The 17,638-nt window shown below is 69.4% G+C and carries 15 protein-coding genes; 7 read left to right on the top strand and 8 right to left on the bottom strand.

All coding sequences use genetic code 11. The features are described 5' to 3' along the window. The first annotated feature begins 11 nt into the window (after window positions 1–11). On the top strand, window positions 12–611 hold the full coding sequence (locus tag ASE48_RS09110; RefSeq protein WP_057166750.1) for an SRPBCC family protein: 600 nt from the start codon (window positions 12–14) through the stop codon (window positions 609–611). Window positions 612–615: 4 nt separating this feature from the next. Here the strand turns inward: ASE48_RS09110 and ASE48_RS09105 are convergent, their stop codons facing one another. Continuing rightward, entirely contained in the window at window positions 616–1,350 is a 735-nt protein-coding gene (locus ASE48_RS09105) for a GntR family transcriptional regulator (protein ID WP_057166749.1), read from the bottom strand. A 290-nt stretch (window positions 1,351–1,640) separates the two neighbouring features. Here ASE48_RS09105 and ASE48_RS09100 point away from each other — a divergent pair, with 290 nt between their 5' ends. The 3 genes from ASE48_RS09100 to ASE48_RS09090 are packed head-to-tail and all read left to right on the top strand — an operon-like array spanning window position 1,641 to window position 5,245. Further along, window positions 1,641–2,996 (top strand): zinc-dependent metalloprotease, encoded by a 1,356-nt coding sequence (locus ASE48_RS09100; protein ID WP_200962114.1) that lies wholly within the window; start codon window positions 1,641–1,643, stop codon window positions 2,994–2,996. 35 nt (window positions 2,997–3,031) lie between these two features. After that, complete coding sequence (locus ASE48_RS09095) at window positions 3,032–3,871, top strand: hypothetical protein (RefSeq protein WP_057166747.1); 840 nt, start codon at window positions 3,032–3,034, stop codon at window positions 3,869–3,871. 57 nt (window positions 3,872–3,928) lie between these two features. Further along, window positions 3,929–5,245: a macrolide-binding ATPase MABP-1 gene (locus ASE48_RS09090; protein ID WP_057166746.1), complete on the top strand. Its 1,317-nt coding sequence runs from the start codon at window positions 3,929–3,931 to the stop codon at window positions 5,243–5,245. 29 nt (window positions 5,246–5,274) lie between these two features. On the opposite strand, the gene ASE48_RS09085 is transcribed toward ASE48_RS09090, so the two are convergent. The 3 genes from ASE48_RS09085 to ASE48_RS09075 all read right to left on the bottom strand — a co-directional run bounded on the left by ASE48_RS09085 (window position 5,275) and on the right by ASE48_RS09075 (window position 8,117). Next, window positions 5,275–5,544: a WhiB family transcriptional regulator gene (locus ASE48_RS09085; protein ID WP_057166745.1), complete on the bottom strand. Its 270-nt coding sequence runs from the start codon at window positions 5,542–5,544 to the stop codon at window positions 5,275–5,277. Window positions 5,545–5,687: 143 nt separating this feature from the next. Then, window positions 5,688–5,912 (bottom strand): hypothetical protein, encoded by a 225-nt coding sequence (locus ASE48_RS09080; protein ID WP_057166744.1) that lies wholly within the window; start codon window positions 5,910–5,912, stop codon window positions 5,688–5,690. Between the two features lie 111 nt (window positions 5,913–6,023). Beyond that, window positions 6,024–8,117 carry an ATP-dependent DNA helicase UvrD2 gene (locus ASE48_RS09075; RefSeq protein WP_162264208.1) on the bottom strand — a complete coding sequence of 698 codons (2,094 nt, stop codon included), beginning with the start codon at window positions 8,115–8,117 and terminating at the stop codon, window positions 6,024–6,026. Window positions 8,118–8,216: 99 nt separating this feature from the next. Between ASE48_RS09075 and mrx1 the strand changes: the two genes are divergently transcribed. Next, window positions 8,217–8,459, top strand: a complete 243-nt coding sequence (mrx1, locus tag ASE48_RS09070) for a mycoredoxin Mrx1 (RefSeq protein WP_057166743.1) — start codon at window positions 8,217–8,219, stop codon at window positions 8,457–8,459. 40 nt (window positions 8,460–8,499) lie between these two features. Beyond that, window positions 8,500–8,805 carry a hypothetical protein gene (locus ASE48_RS09065; protein ID WP_057166742.1) on the top strand — a complete coding sequence of 102 codons (306 nt, stop codon included), beginning with the start codon at window positions 8,500–8,502 and terminating at the stop codon, window positions 8,803–8,805. Window positions 8,806–8,808: 3 nt separating this feature from the next. Here the strand turns inward: ASE48_RS09065 and nudC are convergent, their stop codons facing one another. Both nudC and ASE48_RS09055 read right to left on the bottom strand, forming a co-directional pair. Beyond that, a complete protein-coding gene (gene nudC / locus ASE48_RS09060; RefSeq protein ID WP_057166741.1) occupies window positions 8,809–9,732 on the bottom strand; it encodes an NAD(+) diphosphatase in 924 nt (307 codons plus the stop codon). Between the two features lie 6 nt (window positions 9,733–9,738). After that, window positions 9,739–10,830 carry a potassium channel family protein gene (locus tag ASE48_RS09055; RefSeq protein WP_057166740.1) on the bottom strand — a complete coding sequence of 364 codons (1,092 nt, stop codon included), beginning with the start codon at window positions 10,828–10,830 and terminating at the stop codon, window positions 9,739–9,741. A 42-nt stretch (window positions 10,831–10,872) separates the two neighbouring features. On the opposite strand from ASE48_RS09055, the gene ASE48_RS09050 reads away from it, so the two are divergent. Further along, the gene (locus tag ASE48_RS09050; RefSeq protein WP_057166739.1) at window positions 10,873–11,277 is read left to right on the top strand and encodes a DoxX family protein; all 405 of its coding nucleotides are present in this window, start codon (window positions 10,873–10,875) and stop codon (window positions 11,275–11,277) included. On the opposite strand, the gene ASE48_RS09045 is transcribed toward ASE48_RS09050, so the two are convergent. Next, on the bottom strand, window positions 11,262–14,510 hold the full coding sequence (locus tag ASE48_RS09045) for an ATP-dependent helicase (RefSeq protein WP_235570966.1): 3,249 nt from the start codon (window positions 14,508–14,510) through the stop codon (window positions 11,262–11,264). The genes ASE48_RS09050 and ASE48_RS09045 overlap by 16 nt on opposite strands. Beyond that, window positions 14,507–17,611 (bottom strand): ATP-dependent DNA helicase, encoded by a 3,105-nt coding sequence (locus ASE48_RS09040; RefSeq protein WP_057166738.1) that lies wholly within the window; start codon window positions 17,609–17,611, stop codon window positions 14,507–14,509. The genes ASE48_RS09045 and ASE48_RS09040 overlap by 4 nt, the downstream gene beginning before the upstream one ends. Between the last annotated feature and the right edge of the window lie 27 nt (window positions 17,612–17,638).

Here is a 17,638-nt window from a genome sequence, read left to right as displayed (position 1 = left end):
GGAGCACCGCGATGCAGCTGGTCAACGAGTTCGTCGTCGATGCACCGATCGATATCGCGTGGGCCGTACTCACCGACATTCCGCAGGTGGCGGCGTGCATTCCGGGCGCCGAACTGGAGAGCAGCGAGGGTGATGAGCACCGGGCCAACGTCACAGTGAAGGTCGGACCCGTCGGCCTCACGCTGGGCGGGACGGCACGGATCGTGAACCGCGACGACCGAACGCATCGGATGGTGGTCCGGGGAACCGCCCGCGACGGCAAGGGCAATGGCTCGGCCGAGGCCACGGTCACCATGGTTGCCCACGAGCGTGGCGGCAGTTCGGCGGTCACCGTCACCACCGATCTGGAGCTCAGTGGGCGGATCGCGCAGTTCGGCAGCGGGGTGATCGCTCAGGTCAGCAACCGAATCCTCAAGCAGTTCGCCAATCGCCTCAACGACGCCATCGCCGGCCCCGACGACCCGCACCGCCCTGCCGCCGACAGCTCGCCGCACCGTCGGGCTGCGAGCTACTCCCCCAACGCCGACGAACGCCTGGTGCTCGCTGTCACGGCGCTCGCCGGTGTGGCGCTGGGTCTCGCTCTCGGACGAACCCTGGGCGGGCCGCGGTAACCGCTTACTGGGCGGCCGTGTCCTTCAGGTCCTCGGCCAGCGCCTTGGTCAGGTTATCGATCGCGTGCGAACGATGCTCGTAATTCAGGGCGATCACCCTCTCCACGTCGCGGTCGGCAATCGCGTCCGTCAGCAGGATGTGCTCGGTATTGACCTTCGGCAGATTCATCAGATGCGCGTACAGCGGCCGGTACGCATCAGCCGTGTTGTACAGCTGGGTCACAATACGTTTCGTGCGGGCCAGCCGACTCTTCTCGAAGGTCAGGAAGTGAAACTGCCGGTTCGCGAGGCCGACTGCGACGAGGTCGCCGCTGGCAACACCTTCGTCCATCTCCGCCATCCGTAGCCGCATCTGATCGACGATCTCGTCGGTGACATGGGGCATTGCATCGCGGATCAGCATCTCTTCCAGCGTGGCACGCAGCTGGAAAATCTCCCGGAGCTCTTCGAGACCCAGTTCGGTGACTCGATAGCCGCTGTGCGGTACGTAGGTGACGTACTCCTCGGCCTCCAGCGTCTTCAACGCCTCCCGGATGGGAATTCGCGACACCCCGTACATTTCCACGAGGCTTTCCTGCACGATCCAGCTGCCCGGCGGGAATCGACCGCTGCTGATGTCGCGGCGAATCGCCTCGGCGACGGCCTGGTTCGCCGTCTTCGGGCGCACAAACTCCGAGCGTGCACTCGCGCTCGCGCCGGCCGCAACACGGGGGCTGCGCTTCGTTGCTCGCGGTGGCATCAGCTCTCCTTTCAAGTATTGGATACTCTATTCGAATTCGTGGTCCTGGCCGGTATATGCGCGGTGTCATGGGGCCGTCAGGCCTTCTTTGGTCACGTTAAGGCCCATTCGCCGCTTGAGCAGGATTCACTGCTTGTCGATTTCGCGCGTCCACCGAAGGTTCGATTGGGGCGTCTTCGATGCATCGGCGTTGGATATTCTATCCGATTGTGCTTCAGCCGCGCTCGACGGCTTCCCTCGACGCTCCTTCGCTCACAGCGTGACCCGCGGCCCCACCCGCACCGCCGCCGGTGGGTACCGTTGACGCTATGGCTGACCTGCCCTTCGGCTTCTCCCACGGAGATGACCCGGATCCTGACAAGCGCAAGAAAGATCCCTCCGGGGATCCGTTCGGGCTGGGCGGTGAGGGTTTCGACATGTCCGATCTCGGCCAGATCTTCACCCGGCTCGGCGAGATGTTCAGCGGCACAGGCAATATGGCCGCCGGCGGCCAGCAGGCCGGACCGGTCAACTACGACCTGGCCCGCCAGCTGGCAACGAGTTCCATCGGTTTTGTGGCACCGGTACCCGAATCCACCAGCTCCGCGATCGCCGACGCGGTGCGGCTGGCCGAAACCTGGCTCGACGGCGCCACCGCGCTGCCCGCGGGCACCACCCGCACGGTGGCCTGGACGCCGACGGAGTGGCTAGACAACACCCTGGAAACCTGGAAGCGGTTGTGCGACCCGGTTGCCGAGCAGATCTCCACGGTCTGGGCCTCGGCGCTGCCCCAGGAGGCCCAGGCGATGGCCGGGCCGCTGCTGGCGATGATGTCCCAGATGGGTGGAATGGCCTTCGGCAGCCAGCTCGGCCAGGCCCTGGGCAAGCTGTCCAAGGAGGTGCTGACCTCCACCGACATCGGATTGCCGCTGGGCCCCAAGGGTGTTGCCGCCCTGATGCCCGAGGCCGTGGACGCCCTGACCGAGGGTCTTGAGCAGCCGCGCAGCGAGGTGCTGACCTTCCTGGCCGCCCGCGAGGCGGCCCACCACCGGCTGTTCAGCCATGTGCCGTGGCTGTCCAGCCAGCTGCTCAGCGCGGTAGAGGCGTTCGCCAAGGGCATGAAGATCGACATGAGCGGGATCGAGGACATGGCGCAGGGCTTCAACCCGGCGTCGCTGGCCGATCCCGCGGCCATGGAGCAGCTGCTCAGCCAGGGCATGTTCGAACCCAAGGCCACCCCGGAGCAGACCGCCGCGCTGGAGCGACTCGAGACGCTGCTGGCGCTCATCGAGGGCTGGGTGCAGACCGTCGTCATCGCCGCGCTCGGGGACCGGTTGCCGGGCACCGAGGCGCTCAGCGAGACGCTGCGCCGCCGGCGCGGCACCGGCGGGCCCGCCGAGCAGACCTTCGCGACCCTGGTCGGGCTGGAACTGCGACCCCGCAAGATGCGTGAGGCCGCCGCGCTGTGGGAGAAGCTCACCGAGGCGGTGGGCGCCGATGCCCGCGACGCGGTGTGGCAGCACCCCGACCTGCTGCCCGGTGCCGCCGATCTCGACGAGCCGGCCGCCTTCATCGACCGGGCCATCGGCGGGGACACCAGTGGCATCGATCAGCTACTCGAAGACCTGGAGCGCAACGAGCGCCCCGACGGCCCTGTGGATAACTGACGCGGCGATCGCGCCTGCCGTGACACAGTCATGGCATGCGGCGCTATGCACTCAACCCGGCGATGCCGGTCCTGCTGCGGCCCGACGGAACCGTGCAGGTCGGCTGGGACCCGCGCCGCGCCGTGCTGGTGCATCCTCCCGCCGGATCGACCGGCGCGACGCTGGCCCGGTTGCTCCGATCCATGCAGAACCCTGCCACCGCCGATGAATTGACCACGCGCGCCGAAGCTTTCGGCCTGACCCCGGATGCCCTTCCGGACCTGTTGGACGCGCTGCTGGCGGCCGGTGTGGTGACCCGGACCCGTCCGTCGCTGCGGTCGGTGTCGGTGCGGGTACATGGCCGGGGCCCGCTGTCAGACCTGCTGTCCGGGGCGCTGAGTTGTTCGGGGACCCGGGTGACGCGCAGCAGCCGACGGCATTCGGTGGTGACCACCGACAAGACGGACCTGGTGGTGCTGGCCGACGCGCTGGTCACCGATCCGCGGGTGCTGCGCGATCTGCACACCGCCCGGGTGCCGCATCTTCCGGTTCGGGTGCGCGACGGCACCGGGCTGGTGGGACCGCTGGTGATCCCCGGTCTGACCTCCTGCCTGGCGTGCGCGGATCTGCACCGCAGCGACCGTGACGCGGCCTGGCCGGCGCTGGCCGCGCAGCTTCGCCACGCCGTCACCACCGCCGACCGAGCCACCGTGCTGGGCACCGCCGCGCTGGCGCTCACGCAGGTCGATCTGGTGCTCCGGGCGATGCGTGAGGAGCCCGACTCTCAGGACGCTTCGCCGACGCCGATCACACTGGACACCACCGTCGAATTCGACGTCGGCACCGGTTCGGTGGTGACGAGGCGCTGGTCGCGGCACCCGGCGTGCGCATGCTGACATCGCATGTTGCCAGTTCGTTGCGGCATATTCAGGCCCGTCGTGGATGATGGTTAGGTGTCCGAAATCAAACGAGGCAGCGTCGCGCGAAACGCGAAGCTCGCCAGCCTTCCCGTCGGCTTTGCCGGACGGGCCGCGCTCGGGTTCGGCAAGCGACTGGCCGGCAAATCCCGGGACGAGGTCACCGCGGAGCTGATGGACAAGGCTGCACAGCAGCTGTTCACCGTCCTGGGGGAACTCAAGGGCGGCGCCATGAAGGTCGGCCAGGCCCTGTCGGTGATGGAAGCCGCGATCCCCGAGCAGTACGGCAAGCCCTACCGCGAGGCGCTGACCAAGCTGCAGCGCGAAGCCCCGCCGCTGCCCGCGGCCAAGGTGCACCGCGTCCTCGACGGACAGCTCGGCACCAAATGGCGCGAACGGTTCCAGTCCTTCGACGACAAGCCGATCGCGTCGGCCAGCATCGGCCAGGTGCACAAAGCGGTGTGGTCCGACGGTCGCGAGGTCGCGGTCAAGATCCAGTACCCCGGTGCCGATGAGGCCCTGCGCGCCGACCTCAAGACCATCCAGCGGTTGACCAGTGTGTTCAAACAACTCGCCCCGGGCGCCGATATCGACGGTGTCGTCGCCGAACTCATCGAGCGCACCGAGATGGAGCTGGACTACCGGCTGGAAGCCGACAACCAGCGCGCGTTCGCCAAGGCCTACGCCGACGATCCGCATTTCGTGGTGCCCGCGGTGATCGCGAGTGCCCCCAAGGTCGTCATCGCCGAATGGATCGAAGGCATCCCCATGTCGGTGATCATCCGCGAGGGCACCCCCGAGCAGCGCGATGCGATGGGCACCCGGCTGACCGAACTGACCTTCGGCGCCCCCGAGCGCCTGGAGATGATGCACGGCGACGCGCACCCCGGGAACTTCATGTTGATGCCCGACGGCCGCATGGGCGTCATCGATTTCGGTGCTGTCGCACCGCTTCCCGGTGGTTTCCCGCCCGCACTCGGCAAGTGCATCCGGTTGGCCCGGGACAAGAACTACGTCGAGCTGCTACCGGCGATGGAAGCCGCCGGGTTCATCCAGAAGGGTCAGGAAGTCTCGGCCCAGGAAGTCGACGACATGCTGCGCCAGTACGTGGAACCGGTGCAGACCGAGGTCTTCCACTACACCCGGCGCTGGCTGCAGCGGATGGCGGCCGGACAGATGGACAACTCGGTGGCCCAGATCAAGATGGCGCGCCAGCTCGACCTGCCGGCGAACCTGGCCATCCCGCTGCGCGTGATCGCGTCGACCATCGCGATCTGCTGCCAGCTGGACGCCCACGTTCCGATGAAAGCCATTGCCACCGAACTGGTTCCGGGCTTCACCGACGCCGCATAGCGCGCCGACAAGCGGCCTGACGTATTTCGTCAGGCCGCTTGCGCGTCCTTACGCGGACGTCCACGGGGCCGCTTGCGCGCCACGATGGTTCCGCGTTCGATGATCTCGCCACCCCAGACTCCCCACGGCTCCTGACGTTCCAGCGCCTCGTCGAGGCACAGGCTCCGGATCGGGCAGTCCGCGCACAGCGCCTTGGCGCGCTCCAGTTCGCTGGGGCTCTCGGCGAACCACAGGTCGGGATCGGCCTCGTGGCACGGCACCGCGGGCAGTAATCGTTGCGGGCATGTCTGGACGGACATGTCTTTCCCTACTTCCTGGTCGTTTCTTCGGTGTCGGTGTACTTGTCCGGACCGGGTGACCAGGGTGTTCGGGTGTTCCGAAAACAATGGCCACGGATCCGGTTGCGCGGGTCCGTGGCCTTTTCGGCGGTGCTGGGGGCTACCTAGGTGGTGCCCCACTTCACGGACTCGGCGGTCGTTTCGGCGGTGCGGCGCTTGTGCTGCGGCGCGGCGGCAGCGGGCGCCCAACCAGCTCGATGCGCGGCGGGAATGCCGACGACGGCGCGGGCGGACAGCGGCATGCCACTGACGTTTACGCCTTGCTGCATTGTGAAAATCGTCATGATGCCGAATCCCTCCTCTCGCCAGACAAAGATGTAGTCCCACACGGAACTTGTGATCTTGAGGCTAGAGCCTAACAGTGCAAACGCACAAGCGAATTTCTGACCAGCGGGTTTGGCGGAATATGTGTGAAACTTGGCCGACGTTGCGACCCGGCCTCAGGACCGGGCTTTCACCAGCGCCAGCACATCGGGGCCGTACTGCTCCAGCTTGCGGGCACCGATACCGGGAATCGCGACGAGGGCGGCGGCATCAGCGGGCAGCGTCTCGGCGATGGCGATCAGCGTGTTGTCGGTGAACACCACGAACGCCGGCACCTTCATCTCCTGGGAGACGCGCAGCCGCCAATCCTTGAGTTCGGCCAGCAGTTCGACGTCGATGTCGGACGGGCAGCTCTCGCAGCGGCGCAGCATGATCGCCGTCGGGCTGTTCAGCGGGCCATTGCAGACCCGGCAGCGCGGGGTGGCACCCTTGGCGCGCTTCGGGCGGGCCGGGGCGGCGTCGGCCGGGGACTGGGGGGCCACCCCGTTGAGGAACCGCGAGGGACGACGGCCCTGCCGCCCGCCGGGGGTACGGGCCAGCGCCCAGCTGAGCGCCAGATGCACCCGCGCCCGGGTGACACCGACGTAGAGCAGCCGGCGTTCCTCCTCGACGGCCTCGCTGTCGGGGCCATGGGACAGCGCATGCGAGATCGGCAGGGTGCCGTCGGCCAGCCCGACCAGAAACACCGCATCCCATTCCAGGCCCTTCGCGGCGTGCAGCGAGGCCAGCGTGACGCCCTGCACCACCGGCGGGTGCCTGGAGTCGGCCCGTTGGCGCAGTTCGGCGAGCAAGGTCGGCAGGTCCAGCGAAGGGCGTTGCGCCACTTCGTTGTCCACCAGTTCGGCGAGCGCGGCGAGCGCTTCCCAGCGCTCCCGCGCCTGGGTGCCTGCGGGTGGCTCGGCCGTCAGGCCCAGCGGTTCCAGCAGCGACCGGACCAGGCCGGGCAGATCGTCGCCGTACTCGCTGTTGACGTTGCGCTGCAACGCGAGCAGCGCCTGGCGGATCTCCTGCCTGCTGAAGAACCCTTCACCGCCGCGCACCTGGAAGGCGATGCCGGCCTCGGTGAGCGCCTCCTCATATACCTCGGACTGGGCGTTGATCCGGTACAGCACCGCGATTTCGGCTGCGGGAGTGCCGGATTCGATGAGCTTCTTGACCTTCTTCGCGACGCCGGTGGCCTCGGCCACCTCGTCGGGATGCTCGGCGAAAGACGGCTTGGGACCCGGGTCACGCTGACCGATCAGGTGCAGCTTGCTGCCGGCCATCCGGCCGCGCGCCGCCGCGATGACGCGGTTGGCCAGCGACACCACCTCCGGGGTGGACCGGTAGTCGCGCTCCAGCCGTACCACGGTGGCCTCGGGGAAGCGCCGGGAGAAGTCCAGCAGGAACTTCGGGGTGGCGCCGGTGAACGAGTAGATGGTCTGGTTGGCGTCCCCGACCACCGTCAGGTCGTCGCGCTCGCCGACCCACGCGTTGAGCACACGCTGCTGCAGTGGCGTGACGTCCTGGTACTCGTCGACGACGAAGCACCGGTAGCGGTCCCGGAATTCCTGGGCGACCGCCGCGTCGTTCTCGATCGCGGCAGCGGTGTGCAGCAGCAGGTCGTCGAAGTCCAGCAGGGCGGTGCCGTCGCGGTGGGTCTTGAGCCGCTCGTAGTTGTTGTAGACCTTGGCGACGGTGCCCGCGTCCATCGGGACGTCGCGGCGGACCTGGGCGACCGCGGCCACGTACTGCTCGGGGGTGATCAGCGAAGCCTTGGCCCATTCGATCTCGCCGGCGAGGTCGCGCACGTCATCGGTGCTGGCCTTCACGGCCGCCTTGTTGGCGGCCTGCGCCACCACCGAGAACTTGCTGTCGAGCAGTTGCCAGCCGGTGTCGCCGACCACCCGGGGCCAGAAGTACTGCAGCTGACGGCGGGCCGCGGCGTGGAAGGTGACGGCCTGGACCGCAGCGGTCGGCACCCCGGACTGCTCGCCGAGGGCCCGCAACCGGCTGCGCATCTCGCCGGCCGCGCGGGCGGTGAACGTCACAGCCAGGACCTGGCCGGGCGCCACATGCCCGCCCACCACCAGGTGGGCGATGCGGCGGGTGATGGTGCGGGTCTTGCCGGTGCCCGCGCCGGCCAGCACGCAGACCGGACCACGCGGCGCGAGCACGGCCTCGCGCTGTTCGTCATCGAGGTCGCCGAGGAGACTGTCGACGGACGGCATGCCGTCCATCATGGCAGGGGGCTCCGACATCAGCAGCGCCCGTGCCGCCACCTAGGCTGGCACGGAAATACGCACCGACGTCGATAGGTTGTTTCCAGCATGACCAACGCTCAGCTGACCATGTACACCACGTCGTGGTGCGGCTTCTGCAATCGGCTCAAGACCGCGCTGAAGGCCGAGGGCATCGCGTGGGACGAGATCGACATCGAGGCCGATCCGTCCGCCGCCGAATTCGTCGGGTCGGTGAACAACGGCAACCATGTGGTGCCGACGGTGAAGTTCGCGGACGGGTCCACCCTGACCAACCCGAACATCAAGCAGGTCAAGGCCAAGCTGAGCTGACGCGGCAGATCTGTCGGTGCATCGAACTAGTGTTCGATGCATGACTCAGAGTCTTCCGGGTATCGACACCCTCCGCACCGAACGCTCAGCGCTCGTCGCCGAAGCCGAAGCACTGCTGGCGAGGTCACGGTCACGGCCGACGATGGAACACGCCATCGCGCTCTACGGTCGAGCCGAACACCTGGCCCGCGAGGAACAGCTTCGGCTGCTGGCAACCCTGAAATCGAAGACCACGCCGGGCGCTCTCGGTGCACGGTCCTGGGTGGATTTCGTGTCGACCCAGCTGAAAGTCACCCACGACGACGCCCGCCTCGTGTTGCGGGACATCGACGCGCTGGGGCCGTAGCGATCAGTCCAGCGCCGCCCAGGATTCGATGATCTCGCGGGCGATCGAGATGGATCCGGGGAGCAGTAGCCGCGACGTCGATTCGCTACTCCAGTCCCCGTCTGCGAGCGCGTCGCGAACCTCGGCGCGGGTGAACCACTGCGCCTCGGCGATCTCGCCGTCGTTGAACGCGAACGGCTGCTCGGGATCGCCGAGTGCGTGGAAACCCACCATCAGCGAACGCGGGAACGGCCAGGGCTGGCTGCCCAGGTACTGCACCTCGGTGACGTCGAGGCCGACCTCTTCGGAGATCTCGCGGACCACGCAGGCCTCGAAGGACTCCCCCGCCTCCACGAACCCGGCCAGGATCGAGAACAGCCGCTCCGGCCAGACGGCCTGGCGGGCCAGCACCGCCCGGTCGTGGCCGTCGTGCACCAGGCAGATCACCGCGGGGTCGATGCGCGGGAACTCCTCGTGGCCGTTGTCGGGATTCAGCCGCGACCAGCCGGCCTTGATGGACTTGGTCGGTGACCCGTCGACCGGGCTGTACCGGGCGTTGTCATGCCAGTTCAGCAGGGCGGTCGCGGTGGACACCAACTGCGCGCTGGCATCGTCGAAGATTGCACCGGCACGACGCAGGTCGAGCACCTCGGATTCCACGGTCGGATCCTCGGGCGCCTCCAGCGCGCCGCGGATCGCCCAGACGTGGCGGCCGTCCTCGAGGCGGCCCAGGAAGACCGCCTGCTCTGGCGGGGCGTCGCCGAGGCCGGTGGCCTTGCCGAGCACCACGCTGCCACCGGCGATCAGCACCTGGTTACGCCGGTCCACCCGCAGCACCAGAGCGTCGGGCCAGCCGGCGATGGCGGCGTCGATATCGGTGCGCAGGGTGTCGGCGCGGTCGGCCCCGACCCGGGACAACAGAGGGATGTTGCGGAGCGTGAAACTCACGGAGCGTTACCGGTCTTCCTTGGAGCGGATGTAGAGCAGCCGATCGGTCAGCTCCAGCGCATCTACCCGTTCGTCGTCCACCCGAAGCAGCTCGCCCTCGCGGACGACGCCGAGCACGATGTCGGTGAGATGGCGCGGTGAGCCGCCGACCTCCTTGGGCTCGACCGGCCGTTCTCCGATGGCGAATCCGGCGTCGGGGGTCAGCAGGTCTTCCATCATCTCGACGACGCTCGGGGTCTGGGTGGCGATGCCCAGCAGCCGCCCCGCGGTCTCGGAGGTGACGACGGTGGTGTTCGCGCCGGACTGCTTGAGCAGATGCTGGTTCTCGGCCTCGCGCACGGCGGCGATGATGTTGGCCCGCGGGTTGAGTTCCCGGGCGGTCAGGGTGACCAGGACGGCGGTGTCATCGCTGTTGCAGGCGACGATGATCGACTTGGCGTGCTGAGCCGAGGCCAGCCGCAGGATCTCCGAGTCGGTGGCGCTGCCGCGCACGGTGACCAGACCGGCGTTCTTGGCGCGCTCGAGTGCAGCCGGGTTGTTCTCGACGATGACGATGTCGGCGGGCAGGACATCGTCACCGATCATCGCCGCCACCGCGGTGCGGCCCTTGGTTCCGTAGCCGACGACGACGGTGTGGTTACGCACGCTTTTCCTCCATCGCTGGATCTTCAACGCCTGACGCGACTGGGTCGTCAGGGTCTCGACCGTGGTTCCGATCAGCACGATCAGGAATGCCACCCGCAGGGGCGTGATGACCAGAACGTTGACCAGTCGGGCCGAGGCCGTCACCGGGGTGATGTCGCCGTAGCCAGTGGTCGAGAGCGACACCGTGGCGTAGTACAGGCAGTCCAGGAACGACAGCGGGTCGTCCGGGTTGGGGCTGTCACCGATGTCGCGGTAGCCGTGCCGGTCGATGTAGACGATGAGCACCGCGGCGAACAACGCACCCAGCGCCAACAGCACCCGGGTGAAGATCCGCCGCCACGGGCTGACGAACTTCTCCGGGATGTTGAGTACGTCAACGAGGTCGGCGTCATGACGCGACGTCAGGTTCTCGTTCACGGCCGCCAAACGCCGGCGCAATCTACCTTTGGCCACGTATCACCGATCGGGACGGGGTGGGCACGTCACAATGTAACCATGACAAGCCCCGCATCCGGAGATCAGAAGCAAGCAGCTGCCAGCCGTGCCGTGAAGATGGGTGGATGGCTCGTCGGCATGGGCGTCCTGCATTTCGTGGCGCCCAAGCCGTTCGACACCATCGTGCCCACCGAGCTGCCCGGCAGTGCCCGCTTCTACACGCACGCCTCCGGTGTCGCCGAGGTCGCCGCGGGTGCGCTGCTGATCGCGCCGAAAACCCGCAAGTTCGGCGCACTGGCCTCGATCGCGCTGTTCCTCGGGGTGTTTCCCGCCAACGTCAACATGGTGCGCCTGTGGTCCCAAGAGCCGGCCAAGCCCGTCTGGATGCGCATCGGCGCGGTCGCCCGGCTGCCGCTGCAGGTCCCGATGATCACCCAGGCCTACAAGATCTATCGCAGCGCCTGAGCGTCCTTCAACAACCCGGCGAGTTCCTGCTCGTCGGGCAGCGTGTCCGGCATGACGGTCACCCCGCTGCGCACGTAGTGGAACGCGGCCCGCACCGACTCCACCGGGCACCCCTGCAGGCCCGCCCACGCCAGCCGGTACACGGCGAGCTGTATCGCGGCGTGGCGCTGGGTCTCCGGAGTGCTCGGTAGCTCACCGGTCTTCCAGTCGACGACCACCGCGCCGCCGTCGGGTTCGGCGAAGACGGCGTCGATGCGGCCGCGCACCACGGTGGCGCGCGGCCCGTCGAGGATCATGTCGAAGGGCACCTCGACGTCGATCGGGGTGCGCGACGCCCAGGGCGAGGACGCGAACGCGGCCTGCAGATCGGCCAGCTCTTCGGCATGTAGCCGTCCGGTGTCACCGTCCACCGCACCGGGCAGATCGTCCAGATCGAACAGCCGTTCCGCGTGGAAGTAGCGCTGCACCCACTCGTGGAATGCGGTGCCCAACAGGGCATGTGGATCTGGCCGCGCCGGCAGCCTGCGGCGTAGCCGCTGCCGGGCGGCCGCGGGATCCTTGCCCAGATCGACCAGGGTGCTCACCGAGAGTTGCCCGGGCAACTCGACCGGGGCCTGCTCGGCGGCGCGCTCCCGCTCGGCGAGCAACGCGTCGACGTCGGCCGCCCAGTCCTCGGGATCGAACGCCGACCCGACGGTTCCTTCGGCGGCTTGGGCGACCAGGGCGGCGCCCCGCTCGACATCGGCGTGGCGACCACCGGCCGCCGGAACCGGCCATGTCGCTTCGACGATGCTGCCGCGCAACGGGTTCGGCTCACCGTCGGGCGGGTCGGGCACCCATTCGTCGATGACGCCGCAGGGCTGCCCGGCATCCACCGAGGCGTCGATGATGGCCTTGAGTTCCAGCAGGAACTCCGAGGGCCCGCGGGGTTTGGCCTCGGTGGGGCCCCAGTGGTGCCCGGAGAGCAGCAAGGTGTCCTCCGAGCGGGTCAGCGCCACGTACAGCAGCCGCCGTTCTTCGTCCCCGCGGCGCTGCGCCAGCATGTCCTTGTGATCGGCGATCTTGTCGGACAACGTCTTCCGGTCGTTGACATCAGAGGTGTCCAGCACCGGTACCCCATGCTCGGAAACGGTGGCTCTGTCCCCGCGCAGCAGCGGCGGCAGGTCCCCCGCGTCGCTGAGCCAGGTGCGGGCCATCGCGGTGGACGGGAACACCCGACCACTCAGATGCGGCACGGCCACCACTTCCCATTCCAGGCCCTTGGCGGCGTGCACGGTGAGGATCTGCACCCGGTCGGTCGAGACCGTCACCTCCGCCGGCGCCAGCCCGTTCTCCACGTCCGCGGCGACATCCAGGTAGGCCAGCAACCCGGCCGGTGCACCATCGGAGCGGGCGGCGAAGTCGGCCACCACGTCAGCGAAGGCATCCAGGTGCTCGGTGCCGCCCCAGCCCGCGGGCACCGGGCGGGCCGCTCGGACTTCCACGTCGACGCCGAGCACCCGCCGTATCTCGGCGATCAGCTCGGGCAGTGGATACGTCAGATGGGCACGCAGACCGGTGAGTTCGCGACCGAGTGCGACGATGCGCGCATACCCGGGGGCCGAGTACAGCTCGGTCGGGCCGGGATCGCAGATGGCGTCTGCCAGGCAGGCGGTGTCCGCGTCGGGCGCCGCCTGAGCCACGATGCGTTCCATGGTGCCCAGCTGCCCGGGCGCGGGCACGTCGAGGTCGACGGCGCGCTGCCACAGCGCCGCGATGTCGCGGGCGCCCAGCCGCCAGCGCGGCCCGGTCAGCACCCGCATGGCAGCCGCGCCGCCGGTCGGGTCGACCACCAGGCGCAGCATGGCGACCACGTCGGCGACCTCGGGGATCGCCAGCAGCCCGGCCAGCCCGACCACTTCGACGGGGATGCCACGGGCGGTCAGCGCCTCGGCCATCGGCGCCGCGTCGGCGTTGCGCCGGACCAGGACCGCGGCGGTCGGCGGCGTCGGGGTGGCCCGGTAGCGGGTGGCCACCTGATCGGCCACCCAATTGCGTTCGGCGACAACGTCGGACAGCAGGGCGGCGCGGATGGTGCCCGGTTCGGCGTCCGGTCGGGGCAGCAGTTCCCGTACGCTCACCGACCGCGTGCGGGCCTGCTCGGACACCGCGTTCGCCAGGTGCAGCGCCTCGGGCGGGTTGCGCCAGCTGGTGCGCAGTTCCAGGGTGGGCGCCGGGCTGCCGTCGGCGTGCGGAAAGTCGGTGGCGAACCGCGGCAGGTTGGTCGCCGACGCCCCGCGCCAGCCGTAGATGGACTGGATGGGGTCGCCGACCGCGGTCAGCGCCAGCTCGTCGTCGACGCCGCCACCGAACAGCGATGACAGCGCGATGCGCTGGGCGTGCCCGGTGTCCTGGTATTCGTCGAGTAACACCACCCGGTAGCGCTGCCGGAGCTGGGCACCGACCTGTGGTGCGGCCACCGCCAACCGGGCGGCCGCCGACATCTGGGCGCCGAAGTCCATCACCTTCTCTGCCCGCATGCGGCGGTGCAGTTCGTCGATGAGCGGCACCAGTTCGGTGCGTTCGTTCTGGGTGGCAAGCAACTTGAGCAGCCATTGCGCCGGCCCGCGATCGGCACGGCTGCCACCGGCGGGCAGGTGGTGGATGAGGCGTTCCAGCTCGGTGTGGGTGTCCAGCAGTGCGGCGGTGTCGACCAGATGCTCGGACAGCGCACCGGCCAGTCGCAGCACCATGGCGGTGACCGCGGCCGGCGATTTCTCGGTGTCCAGGACCCGCGGGTGATCGCAGACCACCCGGAAGGCGAACTGCCACAACTCGGTTGCGCCGATCAGTCGGGTATCGGGCTCGACCGGGAGCAGCAGCCCGTGATCGCGCAGCAGCGCCCCGGCGAAGGCGTGGTAGGTGCTGATGGTGGGCGGGTCCTCGGCCCGGATGTCGCGGCCGATGCCGGTGCCGGCCAGTCGCGCCAGCCGGGTGCGGACCCGGCGCAGCAGCTGACCGGCGGCCTTGCGGGTGAAGGTGAGGCCGAGAACCTCACTGGGCCGGGCATATCCGTTGGCCACCAGCCAGACCACCCGGGCGGCCATCGTTTCGGTCTTGCCGGCGCCGGCGCCGGCGATGACGACCAGTGGGCCCGGCGGCGCGGCGATCACCGCGGCCTGTTCGGTGGTTGGTGCGAACAGCCCCAGCGCCTCGGACAGCTCGGCCGGGCTGTACTGCTGCTGGGCGATCACGACCGGCCTTCCGGGTTCTGGGCGGGGCAGATGGCACGCACCGGGCAGTGTCCGCACCCGTCGTTGGCGCGCGCGACGAACTGCGGGCCCTGCGTCGCTGCGGCCGCCGCGGTAACGGTATCGCGCCACTGCTGGGCCGTGTCGGCGGTCAGCGCATCCTGGGTGCGTTCGGTGACTCCACTGGCGGTCGTCTTGGCCGGGTAGACCAGCAGCCCGCCGCCGGGCTCGTCGCCGTCGGGCAGCACACCCTCGGCGACGGCGAGCTGATACATCGCCAACTGGGCGTGGCGCTGGGCGTCGTCCTTGGTCGCCGGGCTCTTGCCGGTCTTGACGTCGACGATCACCAGCCGGTCGGCGTTGTCCCGCTCCAGGCGGTCGATGCGTCCGCGCACCCGCACGCCGGGGGCCACCATACCGTCGACGGCGACCTCGGTGCCGACCTCGCTGAACTGGTCGCGGGTGGATTGGCGCCACTGCGCGAACGCCGAGAGCATGGCCCCGTGGCGGGCCAGTTCGTTGTCGGCGTACCACTGTGATTCGTAGGGCATCCCGGCCCAGACGCTCTCCAGCTCGGCAAGCATCTGGCTCTCGGTCCTGGTCGAGTCCGACACCAGCGCGTGCACCAATGTGCCGACCGCGGAGCGCACATCGCGGCTGTCGGACCCGCCGTGGCGTTCCAGCAGCCAGCGCAGCGGACAGTCCGTCAGGGTCTGCAACGTGGACGGCGACAGCGTGCTCACGTGGTCATCCCCCGACCACAGCGGCTCGGACGTCGAGGGTTCGGTACGGTCCTGCCACAACGACGGGTCCGCGCCGGGCACACCCGCCTCGGCGAGCCTGGCCAACTGCGTTGCCGCACATGCCTTGGCGTCGGCCTCGACGTCGCCCTCGGGGGCGCACACCACGGCCCGTAGCCGGCCCACCAGCGCGGCCGGCGTCAGCACCCGCGGCGCCGGCACGATCTCTCGCTCGTCGCCGGTGTCCGGATCCTCGGTGGCCAGGGCGGCGAGCTCGGCGCAGAACGGTGAGGGCAGCATCGCGGCATCGCCGGTGTCACTGTCGACGGCGGTCACCAGCAGGCGGTCACGGGCGCGGCCCATCGCGGCGATCAGCAGCCTGCGCTCCTCTGCCAGCAACGGCGCCCGGGTCGACACCCGGGCCGTCGGGCCGTCGGAACCGGTCACGCCGTCGAGCACGTCGACCAGGTGCTGGGTGCCGAGCACCCCGCCGCGGGGAACGGTGTTGGGCCACAACCCTTCCTGAAGTCCGGCCAGCACCACAAAGTCCCAGTCCCGTTCCAGTGCGGCGTGCGGGCTGCAGATCGCCACCGCGTCGGCCCGGTCCGGGCGGGTGCCGGTGATCGGCAATTCCAGCGCGTGGACGTGGTCGACCAGGCCGCTCAGCGTCGCGCCGGTGGTATTGGTGACGTACTGGTCGGCGATGTCGAACAGCGCCGTGACCGCCGCCAGATCGCGTTCAGCGGCCGCACTCCCGGCACCGCCGCGGTCGGCCTGGGTGACCCAACGCTTCTGCAGACCGCTGCGATTCCAGGCCTGCCACAACGTGTTCCGGGGGTCTTCACCGCCGCGGTGGCTGTGTTTGGCCGCGCGCAGCACCGTCTGCACACGTTGCAGGCAGCGCGCCAGATCGGCGGGCAGGCCGTCGGGAACGCGCTGCACCGATTTCACCAGCAGCTCGGAGAACTCCTGCTGATGGCCGAAGGTGCGGCGCAGAGCCCGACGCAACTGCCGCAGGGACACCGGGTCGACCCGTCCGATGGGTCCGGTCACCAGGTCCATCGCGGCCGCGCCGGTGAGCCCGTTCGCGGTCGCGTCGGCCACGATGAGCAGCGCGCGGACCGCGGGCTGCTGCGCCAGGCCGGCTTCGGTGCCGGGCAGATCGACCGGAACCCCGGAGGCGGTCAGGGTGCGGCCCAGCGCGGCGCCCACCCGCGACACCGAGCGGACGATGACGGCCATCCGCGACCACGGCACACCGTCGATCAGATGGGCGCGGCGCAGTGCGTCGGCGATGAGCGTGGACTCGGCGTGTGTGGACGCCGCGATGCGGACCGCCACCGAACCCGGCCGCCCGGGCGCCCCAGTGAACTCGCGCAGCCCGTCGGCTCCGGGTAGGCGACGCGCGATCCCGGTGACCGCGGCGGCCACTGCCGTCGAGCACCGATGCGATTCGGTGAGCACGACGGCCGGGGTGTCGGTGCGCAGCAGCGCCGGATCGCCGCCGCGGTAACCGAACACGGCCTGATCCGGGTCACCGGCGAGCACCGCGAGATCGGATCCGGCGGCCAGCACCCGCACCAGCAGCGCGGCCTGTGGGTCGAGTTGCTGCGCATCGTCGACCAGCAGAACGCGGACCCGGGCGCGTTCGGCGGCCAGCAGGGCGGGATCCAGGGCCAGCGCATCCAGGGCGGCGCCGACCAGTTCGGCCGCGCCCAGCGCAGGCACGGTGGCCTGCGGTGCGGCCATGCCGACCGATGAACGCAGCAACATCACCTGCTCGTAGGTGGCCGCGAACCGTCCCGCCGCCACCCATTCCGGGCGCGCCGACAGCCTGCCGAGGCGTTGCAGGGCGACCGGGTCCACACCGCGTTCGGCGCACCGCGCCAACAGATCACGCAGTTCGGTGGCGAAACCGGCGGTGCCCAGCGCCGGATGCAGCGATACCGGCCAGCCATCGGCGCCGTCCTCGAGATCGCCGGCGAGCAGTTCTCGGATGATGCCGTGCTGCTCAGCACTGGTGATCAGCCGCGGCGGCGGATCACCGTTGCGCTGCGCGGCCAGGCGCAGCACCGCGAAGGCGTAGGAGTGCACGGTGCGGACCAGCGGCTCGCGCACCACACCGCGCGCACCGGCGGTGAGCAGTGCTGCGGTGATCGCGGCGCGGGCCTGCGCGCCGAGCTTGGCCGAACCGGTCAGCAGCAGAACGCTTTCCGGGTCCGCGCCGGCGGCGATGTGGGCCACCGCGGTGTCCACGAGCAGCGTGCTCTTGCCGGTGCCGGCGCCGCCGAGCACCCGCACCGTGCCGCGGACACCCGGTGTGGTGAGCGCGTCGGGGGTGAGATCGGTGTGCGGCGCGGACATGTCAGCATTTGATCAGGGAGGTCCGAC

The organism is Mycobacterium sp. Root265 (assembly GCF_001428895.1).
GTDB lineage: Bacteria > Actinomycetota > Actinomycetes > Mycobacteriales > Mycobacteriaceae > Mycobacterium.
This window is presented reverse-complemented; position numbering and strand designations above follow the sequence as displayed.